The 21,770-nt window shown below is 56.3% G+C and carries 17 protein-coding genes; 2 read left to right on the top strand and 15 right to left on the bottom strand.

The genetic code is table 11. From position 1 onward, the window contains the following. Positions 1-146: 146 nt before the first annotated feature. The 13 genes from ACFOTD_RS12370 to ACFOTD_RS12310 all read right to left on the bottom strand — a co-directional run bounded on the left by ACFOTD_RS12370 (position 147) and on the right by ACFOTD_RS12310 (position 15,079). Complete coding sequence (locus ACFOTD_RS12370; RefSeq protein ID WP_378119076.1) at positions 147-1,784, bottom strand: extracellular solute-binding protein; 1,638 nt, start codon at positions 1,782-1,784, stop codon at positions 147-149. An 81-nt stretch (positions 1,785-1,865) separates the two neighbouring features. Continuing rightward, positions 1,866-2,762, bottom strand: coding sequence for a carbohydrate ABC transporter permease (locus ACFOTD_RS12365; RefSeq protein ID WP_378119074.1), 897 nt, complete (start codon positions 2,760-2,762; stop codon positions 1,866-1,868). Positions 2,763-2,805: 43 nt separating this feature from the next. Continuing rightward, on the bottom strand, positions 2,806-3,708 hold the full coding sequence (locus tag ACFOTD_RS12360; RefSeq protein ID WP_378119072.1) for an ABC transporter permease: 903 nt from the start codon (positions 3,706-3,708) through the stop codon (positions 2,806-2,808). A gap of 176 nt (positions 3,709-3,884) precedes the next feature. Then, positions 3,885-5,465: an ABC transporter substrate-binding protein gene (locus ACFOTD_RS12355; protein ID WP_378119070.1), complete on the bottom strand. Its 1,581-nt coding sequence runs from the start codon at positions 5,463-5,465 to the stop codon at positions 3,885-3,887. After that, positions 5,462-7,276, bottom strand: a complete 1,815-nt coding sequence (locus ACFOTD_RS12350) for a cache domain-containing sensor histidine kinase (RefSeq protein ID WP_378119068.1) — start codon at positions 7,274-7,276, stop codon at positions 5,462-5,464. The genes ACFOTD_RS12355 and ACFOTD_RS12350 overlap by 4 nt, the downstream gene beginning before the upstream one ends. Then, complete coding sequence (locus tag ACFOTD_RS12345; protein WP_378119066.1) at positions 7,273-8,568, bottom strand: helix-turn-helix domain-containing protein; 1,296 nt, start codon at positions 8,566-8,568, stop codon at positions 7,273-7,275. The genes ACFOTD_RS12350 and ACFOTD_RS12345 overlap by 4 nt, the downstream gene beginning before the upstream one ends. 14 nt (positions 8,569-8,582) lie before the next feature. After that, the gene (locus ACFOTD_RS12340; RefSeq protein WP_378119065.1) at positions 8,583-8,852 is read right to left on the bottom strand and encodes a response regulator; all 270 of its coding nucleotides are present in this window, start codon (positions 8,850-8,852) and stop codon (positions 8,583-8,585) included. A 140-nt stretch (positions 8,853-8,992) separates the two neighbouring features. After that, positions 8,993-10,519 (bottom strand): family 43 glycosylhydrolase, encoded by a 1,527-nt coding sequence (locus ACFOTD_RS12335; protein ID WP_378119063.1) that lies wholly within the window; start codon positions 10,517-10,519, stop codon positions 8,993-8,995. Positions 10,520-10,779: 260 nt separating this feature from the next. Beyond that, a complete protein-coding gene (locus ACFOTD_RS12330; RefSeq protein ID WP_378119061.1) occupies positions 10,780-12,063 on the bottom strand; it encodes an ABC transporter permease in 1,284 nt (427 codons plus the stop codon). Beyond that, a complete protein-coding gene (locus tag ACFOTD_RS12325) occupies positions 12,056-12,958 on the bottom strand; it encodes an ABC transporter ATP-binding protein (protein WP_378119059.1) in 903 nt (300 codons plus the stop codon). The genes ACFOTD_RS12330 and ACFOTD_RS12325 overlap by 8 nt, the downstream gene beginning before the upstream one ends. Then, positions 12,955-13,908 carry an ATP-binding cassette domain-containing protein gene (locus ACFOTD_RS12320; RefSeq protein ID WP_378119057.1) on the bottom strand — a complete coding sequence of 318 codons (954 nt, stop codon included), beginning with the start codon at positions 13,906-13,908 and terminating at the stop codon, positions 12,955-12,957. The genes ACFOTD_RS12325 and ACFOTD_RS12320 overlap by 4 nt, the downstream gene beginning before the upstream one ends. Beyond that, the gene (locus ACFOTD_RS12315) at positions 13,905-14,321 is read right to left on the bottom strand and encodes a GntR family transcriptional regulator (protein ID WP_378119158.1); all 417 of its coding nucleotides are present in this window, start codon (positions 14,319-14,321) and stop codon (positions 13,905-13,907) included. Before ACFOTD_RS12315 ends, ACFOTD_RS12320 begins: the two co-directional genes overlap by 4 nt. A 32-nt stretch (positions 14,322-14,353) precedes the next feature. Continuing rightward, a complete protein-coding gene (locus tag ACFOTD_RS12310; RefSeq protein ID WP_378119056.1) occupies positions 14,354-15,079 on the bottom strand; it encodes a hypothetical protein in 726 nt (241 codons plus the stop codon). Between the two features lie 506 nt (positions 15,080-15,585). On the opposite strand from ACFOTD_RS12310, the gene ACFOTD_RS12305 reads away from it, so the two are divergent. Beyond that, positions 15,586-16,497: an RluA family pseudouridine synthase gene (locus tag ACFOTD_RS12305; RefSeq protein WP_378119156.1), complete on the top strand. Its 912-nt coding sequence runs from the start codon at positions 15,586-15,588 to the stop codon at positions 16,495-16,497. A gap of 312 nt (positions 16,498-16,809) precedes the next feature. Beyond that, positions 16,810-19,224, top strand: a complete 2,415-nt coding sequence (locus ACFOTD_RS12300) for an EAL domain-containing protein (protein WP_378119054.1) — start codon at positions 16,810-16,812, stop codon at positions 19,222-19,224. A gap of 70 nt (positions 19,225-19,294) precedes the next feature. Here ACFOTD_RS12300 and ACFOTD_RS12295 read toward each other — a convergent pair whose 3' ends face one another. Continuing rightward, complete coding sequence (locus tag ACFOTD_RS12295; RefSeq protein WP_378119052.1) at positions 19,295-20,167, bottom strand: fumarylacetoacetate hydrolase family protein; 873 nt, start codon at positions 20,165-20,167, stop codon at positions 19,295-19,297. Between the two features lie 22 nt (positions 20,168-20,189). Continuing rightward, on the bottom strand, positions 20,190-21,770 hold the full coding sequence (gene ggt, locus ACFOTD_RS12290) for a gamma-glutamyltransferase (protein WP_378119050.1): 1,581 nt from the start codon (positions 21,768-21,770) through the stop codon (positions 20,190-20,192).

Below are 21,770 nucleotides of genomic sequence, written 5' to 3'. Positions count from 1 at the left end.
GTCCATTCTTTGGCCCCGTTCTTGGCTGCACGGCTTCCCTGACGCTCTGATAAACGGATGCTCTGATGCCCTGAAACCCCGATGACAAAACCGTCCCTCGCCGATGAACGGCGAGAGACGGAGTGTCATTGAATGGCGATCGGCTTTTATTTTGCCGACAGGAACGCGGACGCTTGCGATTCCAGCTCGGTCTTGACCTTATCGACGCCGGCAGCCTTCATCTTTTCTACCAGCAAGTCGAAGTTCTTGTCGACGTCCTTGACCGCCCCGACCGCCAGCGGCATAAAGTACTGCGTGGACACGTTCTTCAGGTTCGCGATCTCCGTTTTGTTCTTATCCGAGTTCATCGCAAAGCCAAGATACGTAACAGGAGCCAGATAGCTCTTGATCTTGTCATTCAGTTGAATGTAGGCGTCGGTCCAATCGACGCTCGGCTTGAAGAAGTCTTTGTTAACGAACCAGAAGCCGGCCGCGTCGGGCGGGTAGGTGTTGTCTGCGGCCGCCAGTCCCTCGGGAAGCCCGAGCTTGCCCTCCGGCGTGACGACATAATTTTTGCCTTCGATGCCGTAATAAGCGGTCATCACGTAGGATTCGTCCTGCGTGATCAGATCGAGCGCCTCCATGGCACGTTCCTGATTTTTGGAGCTTGCGGCAATGGCGACGCCGTTGTTGAGCCAACTGGCTGTCGGCGCGTGTCCCGTCGGAGACAGCACCGGCATGATGTACGTGTCAATTCCTTTTTCCTTGCAGGCAGAGAGCGTCGCCTGAATGTCGATCGAGTTGCCGAACGCGACGCCCGACTTGCTCTCGCAGAAATTATCCTTGGAGCGAACTTTGTTGGAATACGGGTTCTTGTTGACATAGCCGGCGTCGTACCACTTCTTCATGATATTGGCTGCATATTTGAATGCGCCCTGAACCGGTTCGTCGGTGATGCTCAGAATTTTGCCGGCCGGATCTTCGTTGTCGGTATAGTTGCCGACGCTGGAAGGGTCTCCGGAATCGGACGGAGCGCCGGGATAAGCGAACTTCTCGGTCACCAAGTTACCGAACGGAGTCGGCAGGTCATATTGAGAGTCCAAATTAAGCGGGATCATATTCGGATAATCCTTCTTGATCGTCTCGAAGTAAGGATCGAGTTCGGACAGCTTCGTAGGGTTCGCGAGGCCAGCTTTATCCATAATGTCCTTGCGAAGCACGATGACGTTGACCTTTCTATCCGGCGTCGTCGTCGGCAGCATGTATTGCTTGCCGTTCACTTGGGCGGCTTTGTAGGCGGCCGGATCTTGCTTGGCGTAGTATTTCGGCATGTATTTTTCAACCATGTCGGTTGTAATTTCCTTAAAAGAGCCCTTGTTCGATTCCTGCACGTAGAAATTCCAGTCCGCGGCGAAGACGAAGTCCACGTTTTCGCCGGAAGCAAGGATCAAAGGGTACTTCGAGGCCACGTCGCCCCAGCCGATGTAGTTAATCTCAAGCGTGGCATTAATGTCCTTCTTCAGCTTCTCGTTCAACGCCGCCATGACCTCCGGCATGCCTTTCGGCGCTGCGCCGAGCAAGTAGCCGACTAACTTTACTTCCTTCGAGTGATCGATGCCTGGGTTCGAAGGTGCCGCCGATTCCGTGCCAGCCGGAGCGGAAGCCGATTCAGTTGCCTTAGACGTGGAAGTGCTGCTTCCCGAAGCTTCGGATGCATTGTTGTTGTTGCCGCATGCCGTTAGCGAGAAACCCAGAACCGTAGATAATGCCAACATCGACCAGACTCTCTTTTTCTTCAATTTCAAGCGAATCCCTCCTTGTAATGGCCAAGCAATTGAATCTATATAAATTCCACAGACGAAGGCGGAACTTATATCGTACGAATATCAGCCTTTTACGGCACCGATCGTAACGCCGCTGACGAAGTACTTCTGGACGAACGGAAACAACAGCAGGATCGGTCCCGTCGCGATGACTGTCATCGCAAGCTTGAATGTCTCCTTTGGCGCATCCAGGCTGGTAACGTGCTGCGCCATCGCGGCCGAAAGGTTGATGGAAGAGAGCATTTTGTACAGCAGATATTGAAGCGGGATCAGGCTGTCCTTGGACGTGAACATCATCGCGGTCCACCAGTCGTTCCAGTAGGCCAAGGCGGTGAACACCCCGATGGAAGCGAGCGCCGGCTTGCTTAGCGGCAGCACCATCTGCAGGAAGATTCTGAATTCTCCGGCTCCGTCGATTCTGGCCGATTCAATCAGCGGCTCGGGAACGGAACCCTTGATGAAACTTCGAAGGATCAAGATGTACATGACGTTGAACATGGGACCAAGCATGAGAACCGCATACGTATTGCTTAAATGAAGATTGCTGCTTAGCCAGATATAGTAAGGCGCAAGCCCTCCGCTGAATAACGTCGTGAAGAACAGGAAGAAGCTCAGTTTGTTGCGGTGCTTCAGTTCCTTTCTCCCGATGACGTAAGCCGCCATCGTCGAGACAAAGAGCGAGACGGCCGTACCGACGATGGTGACGATCAGCGATACCTTGTATGCTGACAGCAGGTCTCCCGGATAGCGGAAAATGTACTTGAACGCCTCCAACGAGAAATCCCGGGGCCAGAACCAGTATCCGTCCCGAAGCACCGCGCTTTCTGACGAGAAAGCGCCAGCGAGCAGGACGACGAATGGAATCAAGCATACGAGCGCGATGATCGATACGATGGCATAAGAGATAAACGTGAAGAAGGGGGCGGCATTCAACTTGCTGTTTGCGAATTCGTTGCTCATGTGGCAGCACCAGCTTTCAGTTTGGAATCGAGGATTATGCCTTTTAAAAAAGGGCTTGGTCTCTGTCGTACTTGCGAACGAGCCAATTGGCGGCCAGGATGATGATGAGCGTGAGTATCGATTGGTACACGCCGACGGAGGACGCCATGCCGAAATCCGCAGAGCCCATGAGCGACCGGAAGGCCAACGTATCGATAATGTCCGTCGCGTCCATCAGCAGCCCGTTATTGCCGATCAGCTGATAAAACATGTCGAACTCGCCTCTCATGATCCGGCCAAGCCCGAGCAAAATCAGAATGACCATCGTCGGCTTCAGCAGCGGAAGCGTGATCCGCGAGATTTTCTGGACCCGGCTAGCCCCGTCTATCGTCGCCGCTTCGTAGATCTCCTGATCGATGCCGACGATCGCGGCCAGATAAAGAATGCTGCCGTAGCCGACCCACTTCCACACGTATAAGAACGGCAGCAGGAAATACCAGTAGCTCGTGTTAGAGTAGATATCCAGCGCATTCATGCCGAGATGATGAAGGATTTTGTTCACGATGCCGTACTCGTAATTGAGGAAGTTGTAGACGAAGGCGGAGACGGTGACCCAGGAGATGAAGTAAGGAAGAAACATCAGCGTCTGGCTCAGCTTTTTGAATGACTTGCGGGTAATTTCGGACAAGAAAACTGCGGCTAGAATAGAGAACGCGGTGTAGGAGCCGAGAAACATGACATTGTAAATTATCGTGTTCCGGGTGACGAGCCAAGCCTTCCCCGAAGCGAAAAAATAATGGAAGTTATCGAATCCGACCCATTCGCTGAAAAACATGCCGCCCTGGTGGGTATACGATTCGAAAGCCATGACAATGCCTGCCATCGGTATATAAGCGAAGATGATAAAATAAGCGGCGACCGGTACGAACATCAAATACAAAACCCAGTTGGAACGTAATTCCTGCATCCCCAAACCTCCGAAATGTACGTGTTGAACGCTTTGTTGTTCTATAGTACTGAAATTGAAATGGGGCTCATACGGGACAGATTTACGAATAACTTTGAAAACCTTCGCTTTCGCCCGAACTTTTCGACAAAATGAAAACGCCCGGCGCGATCACCGGGCGTAACTTAGGTTTGCTGCTATTTCGTCTTATTTTTTAAATACGCGCTGCCTTGCTTTTGCACCTCTGTTTTAACCTTTTCAATGCCGGCGCCGTTCAACTTGGCGGTTAACGCGTCGAATGCGGCATCGACATCATGGACCGCGCCGATATATATCGGTTGTGCGTATTGCGTGGATATGCTCTTTAGACTCGCTACCTCCGATTCGTAATTTTGGGAATTAAAAGTGAAGCCCGTATAAGGCATGTTAACCAGATAGCTATCTATTTTCCCCTGTAATTCAACGTACTCCCTCGTCCAAGTTTCCATCGGACTAAAGAGGGCTTTGTTCACAAACCAAAAACCCGACGCGTCCGGAGGGTAAGTGTTGGACTCCGACGTTACCCCCGCCGGAAGTCCGATTTCACCATTCCCGGTTATTACGTAATTTTGCCCCTCAATTCCATAGTACGCCAAATACGCATACGAGGGATCCTCCATAATCAGGTCCAGCGCTTCCAAAGTCCGTTCCGGATGCTTAGAGTTTGCCGGTATGGCGACGCCATTGACAAGCCAGCTTGATTGAGAGGCTTTCCCCGAAGGCGTGAGCAAAGGGAACGGATACACATCGATCCCCTTCTCTTTGCATGTGGAGAATATCGGTACGGTGTCGATGGAGTTGCCGAAAGCGATGCCCGACTCGCCGTTGCAGAAATTATCCTTGCTGGGCGTGTCGTTGGCAAACGGGTTTTTATTGATAAAACCGGCGTCATACCAGCTCTTCATCTTGCGGGCCGCATATTTCTGCACATCGAGAAACGGCTCGTCTACGGCGCTCTTCAATACGCCGGATGCATCCTCCATGTCGGCCACGATGCCTTGTGCCAGCGGATCTCCTGAATCGAAGGGCGCTCCGGGCCAAGCGATCTTCTCATTCAACAGAAACATGTAGGGCAGGGGCAAATCCTTTTGAGAGTCGAGGTTCAGCGGAATCATGCCCGGATGGTCATTTTTAACCGTTGCTAAATAAGGCTCGATGTCCGAAAACTTTCGAATTTCGGTCATCCCGGATTCGGCCATAATATCCTTGCGGAACAAGGCCAGCATCACCTTGCGATCCGGCGAAGCGGTCGGAATCATGTAGGGGATTCCCCCTACCTTTGCAGCTTCAATTGCTTCCCGAGGCAGCTTCTCCATATGCCGCGGCATATGCTTGCTCAACATTTCATAACTCAAAGGGTAGAACGCGCCTCGGGCGGCTTGGGTCACATAGTCGTTCCAGTCCGCGGCGAAAACGAAATCGATGTTTTCTCCGTTTGACAGCATCGTCGGGTATTTGGACGTCAAGTTGTTCCATCCGATGTAATTCAGTTCGATGGTTGCGTTAATGTCCTTTTTTAGCTTCGCGTTTATAGCGTCAAGGACTGCAGGCATCCCCTTGGGCGCTTCTCCGATTAAATAACCGACAAGCTTTACTTCTCCGGGATGATCCGATTGATTCGTATCATTGCCATCTGTGGCGATAGTCTCTCCGTTCCTTGAACACGCGGCCAAAGGAATGATCGCAAGCGATAGGATCAGGAACCGTCTGCATAATCGTCCTATTCTAGAATTACTCATGCGACGCCTCCCGGGCTGTTATTCTTCGGACGGTGACCGGGCAAACGCAAGATTGCACGGGTACCGACGCCTTTTGTACTCTCAAACCGCAGCCCGTATATCGGTCCGTAGGACAGCTTCAGCCTCTCGTCGATATTCCTTATGCCGTAGCCTCCGCCATCGCTTTTTTCGCCGTAGCCTATGGAAGGTTCCGGCACGTTTTCAGTATCCATTCCAACGCCGTTGTCCTCCACTTCGATGATGACTTCCCCTTGATAGGTCCTCGCCTTAATCGAGATCATGCCCTTCTCTTCCTCTTTCTCCATGATCCCGTGGAGAATCGCATTTTCTACGAGCGGCTGAAGCAAGATCTTCGGAAGCATATAAGGATACATGTCTACGGGTACCTCCAATACCAACTCGACGCTATCTCCGAATCGCATATTTTGAATGCGGATATATGCTTCAATATGCTTCAGCTCGTTTTCGAGCGTGACGTATTCTTGCCCGTTCGATAAACTGAGTCTGTAGAACTTCGCTAGCTCGTCCACCACTGACTTGATCCCGCGCGCATCGGACTCGATGGCCATTACGTTGATCAGATCGAGCGTGTTATACAAAAAGTGCGGATTGATCTGCGCTTGCAGCGCTTTTAATTCCTTGTTTTTCACTTCCCGTCCCAGCGAATAAGTTTCATCCATCAATCCCGATATGCTTTGCACCATATTGTTGATGTTTCGTGCCAACTCCCCGATTTCATCTTCATTCGTTGGCAGGGGGGCAACCGAGAAATTGCCGTGTTTTACTTTTCGCACGTTATGAATCAGATGACGAACTCTCTTCGTCGCGGAACCGGCGATGTAATAGGAGAGCGGCAGCATAAAGGGAATGATAAGCAAATGAATCCATATGATTCGATTGCGCGCTTTCGTGCTCGATTGCAGAATGTCCTTAAATGGAATGAGCAGGGCCACTTGCATATTCGTAGCCGGCACATTTTGGACGCCCAACAAATACGGTTTTCCGAGGATTTTGTATTCGCTGCTAAAGCTGTCGCCGGTCTTTTCTTGGAAGTACTTATTCTTAATCCCTTTTATGATATCAAGCGTAAAGGCAGCCCCATCGGACTGGCTCAGCAAGTCTCCGCGGTCGTTAAATAAAAAAGAGGCGCCATTCGGCGTTAAAATCGCATGGTTAAGAACAGATTGCATCGTGTCCGCCTTCACGCTTCCGCGCAAGACGCCGTTAAATTGTTGAAGATTATGCTCGCTGGGCACTTTACGCAGAATCGTGATCTCTTCGTTTACGGCTTCATGATCCATGAGCGATGAGGGAAGCCAAGCGAACTGTGCATTAGAGGCCGAGAACTCCGCGTACCAATCTTTGTTCTGGATTTTATTCAGCTTGAGAAAATCGGGGCTTTCCGTTACGCCGGCCAATCCCTTTTTCATATAGATTTGAATGGAATCGATATCGTCGTTATACCGGTATTGATTGATTAATTTCATGAGCTGAATCGAGCTCTGGTGCCAGTCGTTCACGTCCAGGAACAACGCCGAATCCGCATTCACTTCCTCTTGGACGAGGTCGCTAAGCGCAATAAAGTTCATGGCCTCCATGATCGCCTGGGATTTGTATTGCAAATAGGACTTTGTCTCTTCTAATACTTTGCGCGATGAAGATAACGCAGATTCTTCGCTTTCTCGTTGCGTCAGCGTAATATGGATAAATAACAGCAAGATTAAAGGCGTTAAAATAACGAGTACATAAGAAAAAAACAGCTTATTGCGAATACTAAAGTTGAATGCCAAACGAGAGCGATACTTCTTCATTTATTCACACGCTCCCGGTATTCTATAGGTGTGTAACCGACGTGCCGTTTAAAAAAAGTCCCGAAATAATTCGCGTCCGAAAATCCAAGCTGCAATGCGACATCGTATAGCCGCGCATTCTTATCTCTTAGTAATTCCTTTGCCTTATTAACCCTCGTCTCCGTAATATGCTCTTTGATCGTGATTCCGCGTTGTTTTTTAAAAAAGGTGCACAAGTAGGTTTCGCTTAATTGAACATGCTCCGCGATCGAGCGAATCGTAAATCCTTGCAAATGAAAATGAGAGAGAATATACTTATCGATCTCGCGCATCTTGCTAGAATTCGAGTACTCGTTGTCCTCCAGCTTGTCCTTAAACGAATTCAAGAATGACAGCACGAATTGTTCGAGTTTGTTCAGGTTCGGGATACGGTCGATTTCCTTCCATATATATCGCCTTTCAAGCTCTTCTTGTTGATTGACGATACCTAACTGAAAAGCGATATCCATGGCTGCGAGGAGAAACTGGAAATACGAGTCCTTTAACCTTAATACGTCCAAATCTCCGCAGCTTCTGGCATGTTTCGTCCACTCCTGTATGATAAGGCCGGCCTCGCTGATTTCGCCTTTTCGCAATTGATCCCGTAACTTGCGTATTTCCCCCCAGTTTGTTTCAATCTCGCCGTATTCACGCAGATCAGCCGAGAAAAAGGGCCTCGCGTCGTCACGATAATATTGATGGGCCGCGGCTAGCGTCGCATACTTGTACCCTTTCGGAATATCCAGCAACGATTGTGCAGGCTGGCCGATACCTAATCTCAGATCAATCATCTTGCCGGCGATCCCGCTTAAAATAGAAGCCAATTCTTCAATGGTCTCACGCCCATTCCGGTAGGCGCTGCCGTATTCGCCTGGCACAATGACGATCAGTTGGTTTTTCGAATCGAAGCCGGCAATTGCCTTAAGCTCTTGTATTCTCAAGTTGCCGTTTATCTCGTCCAGTATTCTTTCCTGCGTCGTTTTTGGATTTTCCGGATAGTCGGAGGGATTCCAATACAAATGAGCTGCCCCGATCGTATAGGGACCCTTTAAAGGCAGCAGGAATGTATCCCGACTTTGCAAAGCAGGCTCGACATGCATCGATTCAGGATCCGTGACCAACTTGCGCACCATCTCTTGACGAAGGTAGGGCAGACTTCGATCGACCCCTGCTTGAATTTGCTCGGCTTCCTTTCTTTCGGAGAGGGCCGTTCTCACCGTATCTTGAACTTCTTTAAGATTTACCGGCTTTTCTAAGTATGTAAACGCCTTCAATTGAATCGCCGATTTTAAAATTCTTTATCCGAATAACCGCTTAAGAAAATCACGGGACATTTAGGATCGATTTTCCGATATTGCGTAGCAAATCCGATTCCGTTAAGTTTGGGCATTCTCACATCGCAAAGAATGACGTCCGGTCGCCAATCCGAGGTGATATCAAGGGATACAAGCCCATTGTGAGCGGTCCTCACTTCAGTAATGCCAATCTCTTCCCATGGAATATGCTTGCGAAGCAATTCTCTTGTGCGGGCTTCGTCATCGATTATCAGCAGCTTCAAGAGAATCTCTCCTTCTTGGTCGTCTCTTTATTATAGGATCTATCCGATCGGATGTGCACTTTGAAAACCTTAGATCTACTTTGAAAAACAAATCGTCAAACAGACCCGGAGAAACTCCGGGCCTGTCACTTACGTACCGGCTAGTTCTTAATAAACGACCAATCGTCCACACGCACCCAATTGTTGGCATTCGCAACGGAATACACGCCGATTTGGGCGCTGCCATTTGTCACTTGAATGTTGGGAATCGTCACCTGCGTCCAACTGCCGATCGACGAATTGATAGCGGCATCGATTTCCGATCCCCCGTAATTTTTAACAAAAATCTGCGCGGTAGACTGCCCGCCGCTGCTCTTCACCCAAACTTTGAGGGTATAAGTCCCGTTAGGAAGATTGGTCAGATTCTGATAGCGACTTGCGCTATAGGCAGTCGTAGCGGATTGCGTAGCCGACCACCTTCCGCTATGAGCGCCCCCGCTTACATTCGAGTTCGGATCGACAGACACATTGTCCCAGGTTAACCAGCCGGCCAATGCGTTTTGAGAAACCCGATCGGCTTCGTAACTTGGGTTAAGCGCGTAGTTGTTGCCGCTCCCTACGCTCCAAGTGCCCGCCGCCGCGTCAATATTGAACTGACTCAATGAATTCATTTTAGGCGTTGTGCCGCTGAACGAGAGCGGCATCCACTGGTTGTAACCAATGCCGTTGCCTGCGAAGTCGCTCCATCGGTCTCCTCCGAAAAGAATGGTCGTTCCGGAGGTTCCCTGAACCTTGATGAACATCGAGGTTTGAGAGACATGCGAGAAGTCCGCGGCCGTGCCGTCCATCACGAATTCGCCGGTATAGCTTCCCTGGATGCTGTTCGATGTTACGCAATAAGTTTGCGATGCATTCCAGCCGTGCAGATCGGACGAACATAAATAATACGTATTATTGTACTTGAACATCGCGTTGCCCTCGCGGCCGCCTGAACTGCTGTTGTATACATTCGTGGCCGGCTCGATATTCAAATAGTCGGAAGCGCGGAGCTCCGATACATAAAGATGGCTTCTGCCGTTCGTGTTGCTGAATACCAGGTAGGCCTTTCCGTTGTCGTCAACAAAGGTAGACTGATCTCCCGACATGTTATTGACGACATTGGAAATCGACGATTGAACATGATGAAATGCAAACGTCCCTGTTGGCGTGCTGCTCGTGGCGAAGGCGACCCCGCTTCCCGCAGGTCCCACATATTGCGTAACGAGGACGTATTTCTGTGTGGTAGCGTTGTACACGACGCCGAGTCGGCCAAGCCAGTCCGCATCCCAAGTTGACCCGTCGGTCGCCCCGGTGATGACATTGCCCCTGAAGGTCCAGTTCACGAGGTCTGTGGAAGAATAGCAGGTCACGGCCGCAAAGCTCGTATCGTCGTTTTTAGCGCTAGGGTTGTTATAATAGGTGACCGCACCGTTGTACTTTACGCCATACCAATAATAGGTGCTGCCTACCTTTAAAATGTTGCCGCCCTGGGAGTAGATCGGGTTGCCGGAAGTATCCTTCCAAAACACGTCATTATTAAGCGTCTGGCTTGCGGCGAACGCAGGCTGTGAACCGACAAAAGGGAGTATAGCAGCGGCTAGTACGACCAAGCTTTGCAGAAACGTAAACCACTTTGTTTTTTTCCTCATTGAAAACGCCCTTTCAAATTGAAATGAGAATCAATGAACGGAAGACGATTAGGCTTGCGCGCCTCCTTTCTCCAAAACTTCAAATTTATTTTATAGCGCTTACATTTATAGAAATAGCGGGTAAATCTTCGTTTTCCATCGTAAATTTACGATTTGAATCCAGTTGCCCGTAAGCCGAAGCCGTTTCAAATTAAAAAGCGACCCCGAATGATATTAATCATCGGGACCGCTTCGCTGCTTCTACTTTAACCCTATTCGTCTCAAACCTTATATGCCTTCAACGCCTTGAACACTTCCTTGAACGAAGGCTTCTTGCCGTACATGAGCACGCCGACGCGGTAGATTTTGGCGGCGAGCCAGCCGATGAGCAATACGGAAGCGATCAGGATGCCGACCGACACGACGATCTCCCACCAGGCGGGATCGGCGAGGCCGATGCGCAGGAACAGGATGAACGGCGAGAAAAACGGGATGAACGAGCATACGGTGATGAATGTGCTCTCGGGGTTCGTCAGGCCGTAGATGGCGATGTAAAAGCCTGCGAGCGACAGCATCGTGACCGGCATGGACGTCTGGCTGAGGTCCTCCGTGCGGCTCACGAGCGAGCCGATGGCGGCGAACAGCATCGCGTACAGGAAGTAACCGAGCAGGTACATGACGATGGCGAAAATAATCATCTTGGGCTCGACGCTGGACAGGTCGATGCCGAACTTCTCGAGCGCGCCCTTGTTATGCGGCAGGGTCAGATTGATAAGCGCCGCGCCGACGAGCACCACGAGCTGGAGCAGGCCGACCAGGAAGGTCCCGATGACCTTGCCGAACATCTGCTTGAGCGGCGCCACGCTCGTAACGATGATCTCCATGACGCGCGAGCTTTTCTCGGCCGTGATCTCGGTTGCGATCAACTGGCCCGTGATCATGACGGACATGAACAGCAGGATCAGGATCGCATAGGTCAGACCGATGGCCGTCCCTTGCTCGGCCTCCGTCTTGCCCCCGGCGCCGCCGTCCGCGATCTGGACGGTATCGAGCTTGACCGGCGCCATCAGCTTGGCGAACTGCTCGTCGGTCAGATTGGCGTCACGTACCGCTTGCTGGGTCTTCACGGTTTGCAGCCCGGCTTGCAAGGCGCCCGAGGTGCCGCTGTCCAGCATTTTTTTGGAGTGGTAGACGACGTCAGGGAAGCCGACTTCTTGATTTTCGGTAAAGGTAAGATAGCCTTTGATCTTGCCGTCGTCGATCGCCTGTTGGAGAGCGGCCGTCTTGTCGGCATCGGAGCCGGACGCCTCTACCGGCACAAGCTCCACCTGCTTTTTTTCCGCCAGGCCGAACTGCTGCTCCAGCCCCTTAACAATCTCGCCTTGCTCGCTTGCGACATACCCGACCTTCGCGGCCGAGCCCGGCCCCGTCAGCTTGTCTATAAAATAAGGCACGTTGGCGCCAACGACGAGCAGAATGCCGAGGATGATCGTCGTTATTATGAATGATTTGCTGCGGAGCTTGTTCCGCATCGTGAAGGCAATGACCGTACGCATGCTATTCATGGCTCTCACCTACCGTCTTAATGAAGATTTCGTTCAGGGTCGGCTCCAGCAGCTCGAAGCGTTCGACCGGCGTTTGCGCCATTGCGTGCTTCAAAATGTCCTGTGCGGCTTCCTTGCGGGAGACGACCAGATCGTACCCCCGCTCCGTGCGGGTCGCGGATACGACGCCCGGGATCCGATCCAGTCCGGAGATGTCCTTCTCCGAGCCGATCACGACCTTTTCTCTTGGGAAACGGTTCTTGATCTCGCGAATCGGTCCCTGCAGCACCGGGTTCGATTTGTGCATGATCGTAATGTTGCGGCACAGCTCCTCGACGTGCTCCATCCGGTGGGTCGAGAAGACGATGCTCGCGCCATCGTCGCGCAGCTCCTTGACCGTCGATTTCAGCAGCTCGACGTTAACCGGATCAAGACCGCTGAACGCCTCGTCCATGATGAGGATGCTCGGCTTGTGAATGACCGCTGCGATAAACTGGATTTTCTGCTGGTTGCCCTTGGAGAGCTCCTCGACCTTCTTGTTGTAATACTCCGGCACCTGGAACCGGTCGAGCCACCGCTTCAGATTCGCGTCGGCATCCCGGCGCGACATGCCGCGCAGCTGGGCGAGATACAGAATCTGCTCGCTCACCTTGATCTTCGGGTACATCCCCCGTTCCTCCGGCAGGTAGCCCAGCATCGAGAGCTGCTCGGTGCTGTACGGCTTCCCGCGATAGCGGATGCTCCCTCCGTCGGGGAGAATGAGTCCGAGCACCATGCGCATCGTCGTCGTCTTGCCCGCGCCGTTCGCGCCGAGCAGCCCGTAGATCTCCCCCTGCGCCACCTCGAAGCTGAGCCCGTTGACGGCTGTCTTGTCCCCGTATTCCTTGAACACCTTTTCGATTACCAGCGGATTCATCTTCCCGCATCCCCCTTTCGGACTAGACAAGCCATGATCTCTTCCAATTCCATGCGCTGCGAGGACAGGATCCGGTAGCCTGCCGAGAGGCAGTAGGCCTCCGTCTCCTCGGGCGCGTCGGATTCGATCCGGCAAATGCCGGGCCCGGCCTCCTGCGCCCCCTGGACGCCCGGCGCCTGCTTCAGCAGCCGAGCCGCGTCCTCCTTGCCGGCCGTCCCGTCCGCGAGCTGAACGGCCAGCACCCGCCATGCCTCGAACAGCCGATCCTTCTCGTACAGCCCAAGACAACGGCCGCGATGCATGAACATCACGTAGTCCGCGAGCCGGCGCACCTCCTCCGTGATATGTGTCGCAAAGATCAGCGTGCGGTCCCCTCGGTCCATATAACGCGTCAGTTCCTCCAGCAGCGCCTTCCATGCCGAAGGGTCGAGACCCGAGGAAGGCTCGTCGAGCACCAGCAGCTCCGGATCGTGGGCCATCGCGACTGCGAGCTCCGCCTTGCGCCGCATTCCCTTGGACATCTTGCCGAGCTTTTTGACGCGATCGGCGTCAAAGCCGTGCATCAGCCGCTCGTACCGTTCCCAGCTCCACCCCGGGTACCAAAGAGAGGCGAACCGCGCCTTCTCGTCGGCGGTGAGATGGTTCTCGTAAGCATGCGGCAGCTCGGATACGAAGCCGAGCTTCTCCTTCAGCCCCACGTCGCTGTCCGGCGACAGACGCTGGCCCAGCACCTCCGCCTCTCCCTCGCAGGGCGCGAGCCGGAGCAGCAGCCGCAGCAGCGTGCTCTTGCCGGAGCCGTTCGGTCCGACGATGGCGGTCACCATCCCTGCCGGCACGGACAGATCGAGCGGTCCGAGCGCGAACCCGTCGTGCCGGACGGCAGCGCCCCTCAGCGTGACGGCGGCGTAGCCGCTATCCGCATGTTCCGATCCGTACATTCCGCGATTCATCGCTGTCCCCCCTTTTCCCCGTCGGCTTCCGCACGCTTCCGGTCGTAGGCTTCGCGCCAGATCCGCTCCATTTCCTCGCGGCTGCATTGCAGTTGAAGCCCTGTCTCTACGGCACGCTCGAATGCTTCGACGACGCGCACGAGCCGAAATTCGTCCCGCGCCGACTGGTCGATGCCCGCGACGAACGTCCCCGTCCCTTGCCTCGTTCGCAGCAGCCCTTCGTTCTCCAGATCCTGATACACTCTGCGCACCGTGATGGCGCTGCATCTCAGATCCGCCGCGAACTCCCGGATGGACGGCAGCAGCGTGCCCTCCGCCAGCTGGCCGCTAAGGATGAGGCTTCTCAGCTGGACCTCCACTTGATGGTAGAGAGGCTCGGGCCGATTCTCATCGATATGAACGGGTATCCACAAACCGCCTCGCCTCATTTCCTCCCGTTACTTCATTAAAAGGTGTAGCTCCTGCGCTCCAATCGCTTCACGATCGCCCGCCGCATGACATAGAGCGCGACTGCCGCGACCGCGACGGCCCCGATCGGCAGCAGCGCCGGCGCTTCGCGAACCGCATCCAACAATCCGCCGACAAAGCTGACGCCTTGCCAAGCCGCGACCAGCGAGATCAGCCCGAGCGCCAGGCACATTGACATGTAAGACTTGACGTAGGTTTTCCCATTGAAGCCCATCTCCAAGTACAGGATTACCGCGTTGACGATCACTCCGTAGCAGAGCCAGATCGCCGCAGCCGCAGCCCACTCGCCGGGGGACACCCGGTCTCGAAGCGCAGGCGCGAGCAGATACTGGACTGTGAAAAAAATCGTGCCGATCGCAGCCAACGCCGCCCCTGCGAACAGCATGCGGGCACTCGCCATTCGCGCTACGGGAATCGGCATCGTCCGCCAGTGCGACAGTCGCTTGGTGAAGACGTCCCCTCTCCAGTAAGCGAACATCGTGCGGTTCATTGCGCAGCCGAACGCCGGAATCGTGAACGTGTACAGCCAGTCCGCCATGCCGCTCAAATAGCGGGACACGCCGCTGCCGCTGAATCTATCGTCGACCAGCGCGCTGATAATCGTTCCCACATATAGGGCGAACACCGCAGTGAACACCAGCCCCAGCCAATCGCGCTTGAACTCGAATGCCGCCAGCGCCTTGGTCGCGCGCCATCCAGACATCTGCTCGCCTCCGTCACCCATACTGTGTGTATATCCTTATACACAGTATAAACACTGCCAAGAAGCCCTGTCAATCCTGAATCTGGAATTTCCTCTGAAGCGGCTGTCATGCGGATTTGTTGCAAATGGCTTTATCTATTAAAATAAAGACACCACGCCTGCCGCGAGGAAGACGCGGACGGGGCGCGATGACCGGAGGGAACAAAGAGATGAACGGGAAAAACGATCGAGGCGGACGAGGACAGGCCGGCAGGCCGAGGAACGGCGATGCACGGGAAAACGGCGAAGCCGGGCGAGCCGGCCGGGGGCCAAGCGGCGCGGCGGCGTGGCAGGGGCGCTCGGGCAGGGACGGCAGCGCTGGTTATGCCGGACAGGGGCGCTCGGGCAGAGACGACAGCGCTGGTTATGCCGGGCAGGGGCGCGGCAGTCGAGGCGCCGAAGCTGGGCGGCCTGCGCAAGAACGCGTAGGGGGCAAAGCCGGGGCTCCGGCTGGCCGAACGGGGGCGCTGGCAGGCCGAGCGGGCGAACCGAAGCGCCAGGCCGGCGGAGGCTCGCGCAGCTTCGCGGTTCTGGAGCCATCCGAGCTGCTGCCCTTCCTGCTCGCCAAGCTGAGCGGCCAGGGGCGCAACGCCGTCAAGGCAATTCTCGCCCGCGGCCAGGTGTCCGTCGACGGCAAGACCGTCACCGTCTACAATCATCCGCTTGCGCCGGGCGCCTCCGTCTCCGTGAGCCGGGAGCGGATCGAAGAGATTCCGCCGCTGATCGGCTTGTCCATCATGTTCGAGGACGACGACCTGATCGTCGTGGCCAAGGACGCGGGCCTGCTGTCGATCGCTTCGGCGCAGGAGACCGAGGTGACCGCCTACCGGCAGCTGACCGAGCACGTGCGGCGGACGGATCCCCGCAGCCGGATCTTCGTCGTGCACCGGCTCGACCGGGACACCTCGGGCGTCATGATGTTCGCCAAGCGCGAAGAGATCCAGCAGGCGCTCCAGAACAACTGGCAGGAAGCCGTCACCGAGCGGATTTACGTCGCCCTGGTCGAAGGCCGCGTCGCGCGTGCCGAGGGCACTATCTCCTCCTGGCTCAAGGAGAGCAAGACGCTCAAAATGTACTCGAGTCCCTACCCGAACGACGGCCAGCATGCGGTGACGCATTACAAGACGCTTGAGGCCAAGTCGCAGCTCTCGCTGCTCGAAGTCAAGCTCGAGACCGGCCGCAAAAACCAAATCCGCGTCCACATGCAGGACATCGGCCACCCGGTCGTCGGCGACAAAAAGTACGGCGCGCGCACCAAGGTACTCGGACGCCTCGGGCTGCACGCCAGAGTGCTCGCCTTTGTCCACCCCGAGACCGGCGAGGGCCTGCGCTTCGAGACCGACATTCCGAAGGCGTTCCTTAACGCGCTCAAAGATTAATAGCCTTATTTCACCCTCTCCGGGACGTGTCGTCCGGGCGGGGGTTTATTTTTTATATGCGTGTCTGCGAGTCAAGTATGCACGTATATCAACAGTTAACAGAGGCTAAGGCCGGATACCTTCCTAGTATGTACGTATCCCCCTTATTGCGGTAATTTCAGCTGGTCGCGAGCCACATTCGCTCCTAAATATGGCATAAGGTGCTTTTTTTATACCTAAATGAATAAATAGGCCTATCCAACACGCGGTTAACCCGGTAAAATCAGATTATGTCGTTTCATGTCAATCATTGCCATAGTTAGGATGGTCACGTTGATCGAACTTCAAAGCTCATACAATGCGACCATGGTCGTTTTATCGTGCTTCGTGGCCTCTATTGCCGCTTATACCGGCCTTAGCATGTCGCTTCAGTATGCCGCGGCTTCCAAGGGCCGTTCCCGCCTCGCTTGGCTGGCATGCGGGATCGCGGTCATGGGGGCGGGCATTTGGGCCGTCTGCTTTTACGAGATTAATGCATACAGATGGTCTACCGGCGTCGAGTACGATTACGGTACGGTGATCCTGGCGCTGGCGATCGCCGCGGCGGCTGCGGCGCTGGTCCTCCGGGCAGTCAGCCAACCCAAGCTCCGCAGGGGGTCGCTGCTAGCGCGCGGCGGCATCGCGGGCATCTGTGCGGCGGTCTTGCCCTACGCAGGCCTTCAAGCCATGCGCGCCAGCCTTCACCCGCGCTTTGAGGCCGGGACATTCGCCTGGTTCACGCTCGCCGTCGCCGCCTCGTTTATCGTCGTCCTCTGGATCGCGTACAAGTTCCAGACGTCGCGCGGGCCCAAGCGCAAGGCCATCGCAGGCCTGCTTCTCGGCACCGCCTTTACCGCGTCGATCCATATCGGGCTGGCGCTTGTCTCCTGGACGTCGCCGGAAGAGCTTCTGACCGCCGGACAGAGCGACTCCTCCGCGATGATTTCCTTTTTCCTGGGATTCGCTACGCTGTTCGTGGTCGGGATCGCGTTCGCCGCCATCTTTATGGAGCGGTTCTGGAAGGCGCAGATGCGTCGTCAGCTGGAGCGGGACATGCGGATCGAATCGCTGTTCAGGCACAGCCAGGACGCCGTCTTCTCTTACAATCTTGAAGGCAAGCTGCTGGACGCCAACCTGGCGGCCTTCCGCCTGACCGGCTACGAGTGGGACGCGCTGTCCAAGCTCAGGCTGAGAGACATGATCTCTCCGGAGTACCAGCACACGGTGGCCGTCAACTTTCAGCATACGGTCACGGGACAGTCGCGCAACTTCGACTGCGCCCTTATCCACCGCGGCGGCCGTCGTCTCGAAGTCAACAACACCAATGTCCCCGTCCTCGTCGAAGGTCAGGTCGTCGGCGTGTACACGATCGTCCGCGACATCACGGAGCGCAAGCAAGCCGAGTGGCAAATGAACCATATGGCGCATCACGACGAGCTGACGGGACTGCCCAACCGGCGACTGTTCGAGCAGCAGCTCATCAAGGCGATCGCGGATCAACAGCAGGACGGGCAGTCCGCCGCCGTGCTGTTCCTCGACATCGACCGCTTCAAGCTGGTCAACGATTCGCAGGGGCACGACGTGGGCGACCTGCTGCTCCGTTCCGTCGCCGATCGGCTGAGCGAGGCGGTCAAGCATGCCGGCATCGTCGCCAGGCTGGGCGGAGACGAGTTTTCCGTGCTGCTGACCGGCGGCATCACGCGCGAGGATGCGCAGGCGATCGCGGCCCGTATCAACCGGGAGCTCGACATCCCGTTCTCGCTGCGCGGCAAGGACGTGCATATCACCGCCAGCATCGGCATCGCGCTGTTTCCGGAGGACGGCGACTCGCTCATCTCGCTCATGAAAAACGCGGATACCGCGATGTACTCGGCCAAGGAAAACGGGAAGAACACGTACAACTTCTACGACTTGTCGATGAACGACTCTCTTTTCGAGCGGGTTCAGCTGGAAAACGAGCTGCGCAAGGCGCTGGATCGCGGCGAGTTCTTCCTCGTCTATCAGCCGCAGGTCGAGCTTGCGTCCGGCAAGGTAGTCGGCGTAGAGGCGCTCATCCGCTGGCAGCACAGCACCAAGGGGCTCATCTCGCCGGCCGAGTTCATCCCGCTCGCCGAGGAGACCGGCATGATCGTGCCGATCGGCGAGTGGGCGCTTCGCACCGCCTGTATGCTCGCGCGCCGCTGGAGCCTTTCGGAGGTCGGGCCTCTGCGCATGTCGGTCAACCTGTCGAGCCGCCAGTTCGTGAGCCCCGACTTCGCCGAGTCCGTAGAGCGGGTCGTCCGCGAGACGGGCATGCCGCCCGAGCTCCTCGATCTGGAGATTACCGAGTCGATGACGATGGACGTGAACCGCTCGATCGAGACGCTGCGCCAGCTCAAGACGCTCGGCGTCTCCATCTCGATCGACGACTTCGGCACGGGCTACAGCTCGCTGAGCTATCTCAAGAGCTTCCCCGTCGACCGGCTCAAGATCGACCAGTCGTTCGTCCGTCAGATGCACTCGGAAACCAAGGACCGGTCCATCGTGGCGACGATCATCTCGCTCGCGCACAACCTGAATCTCCAAGTCGTCGCCGAGGGCGTCGAGACGCTTTCCCAATCTATATTCCTCGCTGAGCAGGGCTGCGACGAGATGCAAGGCTACTATATCAGCAAGCCGCTTAAGGCCTTTGACGTAGAAGACTTTATACTGACGAAGTCCGCCGTCTAATAGCAAAAAGCCGCACGGTCCCCAATCCGATTGGGGTTCGCCGTGCGGCTTATTTTTTCTCAAGCAGGGGCTAGACCTCTTCGCGCACCCGATTCGCAAGCTGCGCGAAGCCGTCGATCCTGCAGGCGACCCGGTCCCCGTCCACGATCGGGACGGCGCCCGGCGTGCCGGTCAAGATCACGTCGCCGGGCAGCAAGGTCATGAACCGGGAGTGGAACGCAATCGCGCGCCAGGGCCGATAGATCATGCTCGACACCGGCCGGCTGTGCCGGACCTCGCCGTTCAGCGCAGTCGACACCGTCAACCGGTCGATATCGCCGAGCTCGTCCGGCGTGACCAGCTCGGCGCCGAGACTGCAGAACGTGTCGTAGCTCTTCGCCCGCGTGAGGAACCGGGGATGACGCGCATGGACGTCCGCGGCCGTCACGTCGATCGCGGCGACGAATCCCGCCGCATAGCGCGGCGCATCCGCTTCCTTCACGTCCTTGCAGACAGCGCCGATCACGATGGCAAGCTCCGCCTCCGCCTGCACGCGGCCGACGCCGGCCGGGAGCACGATGCTGTCTCCAGGCCCGATCAGACTCGTGTCGGGCTTCATGAATCCGACCGGCTCCTCGCTTTCCCATTGCTCGCGCTCCCGCTCCTGCGCCTCGCTCAAGTAGTTGAATCCGATTCCCCATATTTTACGGGGGCGGCGAATGACGGGCGCGGCTTCGTACCCTTCTGGCGCTAAAAGCGGCACAGAAGCAGCGATGCCCGCTCCTTCTTCGGTCGACAGCCAAGCGCGGATATCCGCCAGCGCCCCGGTCTCCAGCAGCGCGGGAAGTTCCTCCGGCCAGCTCCGCCCCGCAGCCCTGCTCAACGCCTCTAAAGTCAGCAGGCCTTGCGGCAGTCGAATCGCCGACCGCTCCTTCTCCTCCATCCTTATTCTTAGGACGCGCATGCGCTCCCCCCTTAAATAAAATCTACCAGCCGATGGCGGCGCCATCGCATCGCGGATCGGTGCCGCCGCGCATCATGCCGTCGCTGCCGATCGATATCGCGTGCGCATGTCCCATCCGATAGTCATAGGCGTCCACGATACGAACGTCATGCCCTGCCTCCGACAGCCGCCCGATCGTCTCCGCGTCGATTCTGCTCTCGAGCTTAAGCTCGCGCGACGACTCGCCCCAGGTGCGTCCCCACAGCCATCGCGGCGCGGCGACCGCCTCATGCGGGGCCATTCCGTAGTCCGCCATGCGCGTAAAAATCGCGGTCTGCGTCTGCGGCTGCCCTTCGCCGCCCTGGGTGCCGTACAGAAAACGCGGCTTGCCGTCCAGGCAGGCCATGGCCGGCATTAGCGTATGAAAGGTCCGCTTGTTCGGCTCCAGCGTATTGACATGCGCCGGGTCCAGCGAGAAAAAGGAGCCACGGTTCTGCAACAGAACGCCGGTCTTTCCTGCCGTAAAGCCCGAGCCGAATTCAAAGTACAGACTCTGGATGAACGAGACCGCGTTGCCTTCTTCGTCAACGACCGCGGCATACGCGGTATCGCTGCCGGCGGGCGGGCTGTCGAAGTCCAGCGCATGATGCGGATCGATGCGTCCAGCCTGCTCGTCGGCATAGGCTTGGCTGAGTAAGCGTTCCAGCGGCACCTTATGAAAGTCGGGATCCGTAAGCTCCCGGTTACGATCGATAAACGCCAGCTTGATCGCCTCGATCATCCGGTGATAGTAGGCGTAGGTTCCGTGCGGCGTCGAGGCCGGCTCGAAGCGCTCTAAAGCCTGCAGCGCCATAATGCCTGTAAAGCCTTGCGAGTTCGGCGGAGCCTGATAGAGCGTGTATCCGCGATAAGCGCCGGTCGCCGGCTCTTCCCAGCTGCCGCGATGCGCGGCGAAGTCCGCCTCCGACAGCATTCCGCCGGCCTTACGCAGACCCGCGACGATCTCCCGCGCAATCTCGCCTTCATAGAACGCTTCGCGCCCGCCTGCGGCAAGCGCCAGCAAAGTCGCTGCGAGCTCGCGCTGCACGAAGCGGTCGCCCGCTGCGGGGACTGCGCCCTGCGGCAGATAAATCGCGGCAGTCTCCGGACACTCGGCCAGCATGTCCCTGCATTTCACGGTAAAGAAATGCTGATCCGGCGACAAAGGAAACCCGTCCGCCGCGTGACGGATCGCCGGCGCCAGCGCTTCCGCCAGCGACAATTTGCCGTACTTGCCCAGCACGGCCGCCCAGCCGTCGACCATGCCCGGCACCGTGATCGCGCTGCGGGCGCCGCGATGCGGAATCGCCGCCATGCCGGCGAAGCAGTCCCGGTCGACGGCCGCGCCCGAGCGTCCGCTGCCGTTATATGCGCGGACGCGACCTTCGGCAGCGCCGTACGTCAGCCAAAAGCAGTCGCCGCCGAGTCCCGTCATATGCGGATAAACGACGCCCAGGCACGCGCTGACGGCAACTGCCGCGTCGAACGCATTGCCGCCCCGGCGGAGCGTCTCCGCGCCGGCCTCCGATGCAAGCTCATGAGGGCTGACGACCATCGCTTGCTTGCCTGCTGCCGCTCTGCTCAT

The sequence above is a fragment of the Cohnella sp. GCM10012308 genome (assembly GCF_042649185.1).
Classification (GTDB): Bacteria; Bacillota; Bacilli; order Paenibacillales; family Paenibacillaceae; genus Cohnella.
The sequence above is the reverse complement of the archived record's forward strand: the minus strand, read 5'-3'. Positions and strand labels throughout refer to the sequence as shown.

Excerpts from the sequence above, each read along its gene's own strand:
- ACFOTD_RS12365 (WP_378119074.1), bottom strand. The coding sequence starts at position 2,762 with ATGAGCAACGAATTCGCAAACAGCAAGTTGAATGCCGCCCCCTTCTTC.
- ACFOTD_RS12360 (WP_378119072.1), bottom strand. The coding sequence starts at position 3,708 with ATGCAGGAATTACGTTCCAACTGGGTTTTGTATTTGATGTTCGTACCG.
- ACFOTD_RS12355 (WP_378119070.1), bottom strand. The coding sequence starts at position 5,465 with ATGAGTAATTCTAGAATAGGACGATTATGCAGACGGTTCCTGATCCTA.
- ACFOTD_RS12350 (WP_378119068.1), bottom strand. The coding sequence starts at position 7,276 with ATGAAGAAGTATCGCTCTCGTTTGGCATTCAACTTTAGTATTCGCAAT.
- ACFOTD_RS12335 (WP_378119063.1), bottom strand. The coding sequence starts at position 10,519 with ATGAGGAAAAAAACAAAGTGGTTTACGTTTCTGCAAAGCTTGGTCGTA.
- ACFOTD_RS12330 (WP_378119061.1), bottom strand. The coding sequence starts at position 12,063 with ATGAATAGCATGCGTACGGTCATTGCCTTCACGATGCGGAACAAGCTC.
- ACFOTD_RS12325 (WP_378119059.1), bottom strand. The coding sequence starts at position 12,958 with ATGAATCCGCTGGTAATCGAAAAGGTGTTCAAGGAATACGGGGACAAG.
- ACFOTD_RS12320 (WP_378119057.1), bottom strand. The coding sequence starts at position 13,908 with ATGAATCGCGGAATGTACGGATCGGAACATGCGGATAGCGGCTACGCC.
- ACFOTD_RS12310 (WP_378119056.1), bottom strand. The coding sequence starts at position 15,079 with ATGTCTGGATGGCGCGCGACCAAGGCGCTGGCGGCATTCGAGTTCAAG.
- ACFOTD_RS12295 (WP_378119052.1), bottom strand. The coding sequence starts at position 20,167 with ATGCGCGTCCTAAGAATAAGGATGGAGGAGAAGGAGCGGTCGGCGATT.
- ggt (WP_378119050.1), bottom strand. The coding sequence starts at position 21,770 with ATGAGCAGAGCGGCAGCAGGCAAGCAAGCGATGGTCGTCAGCCCTCAT.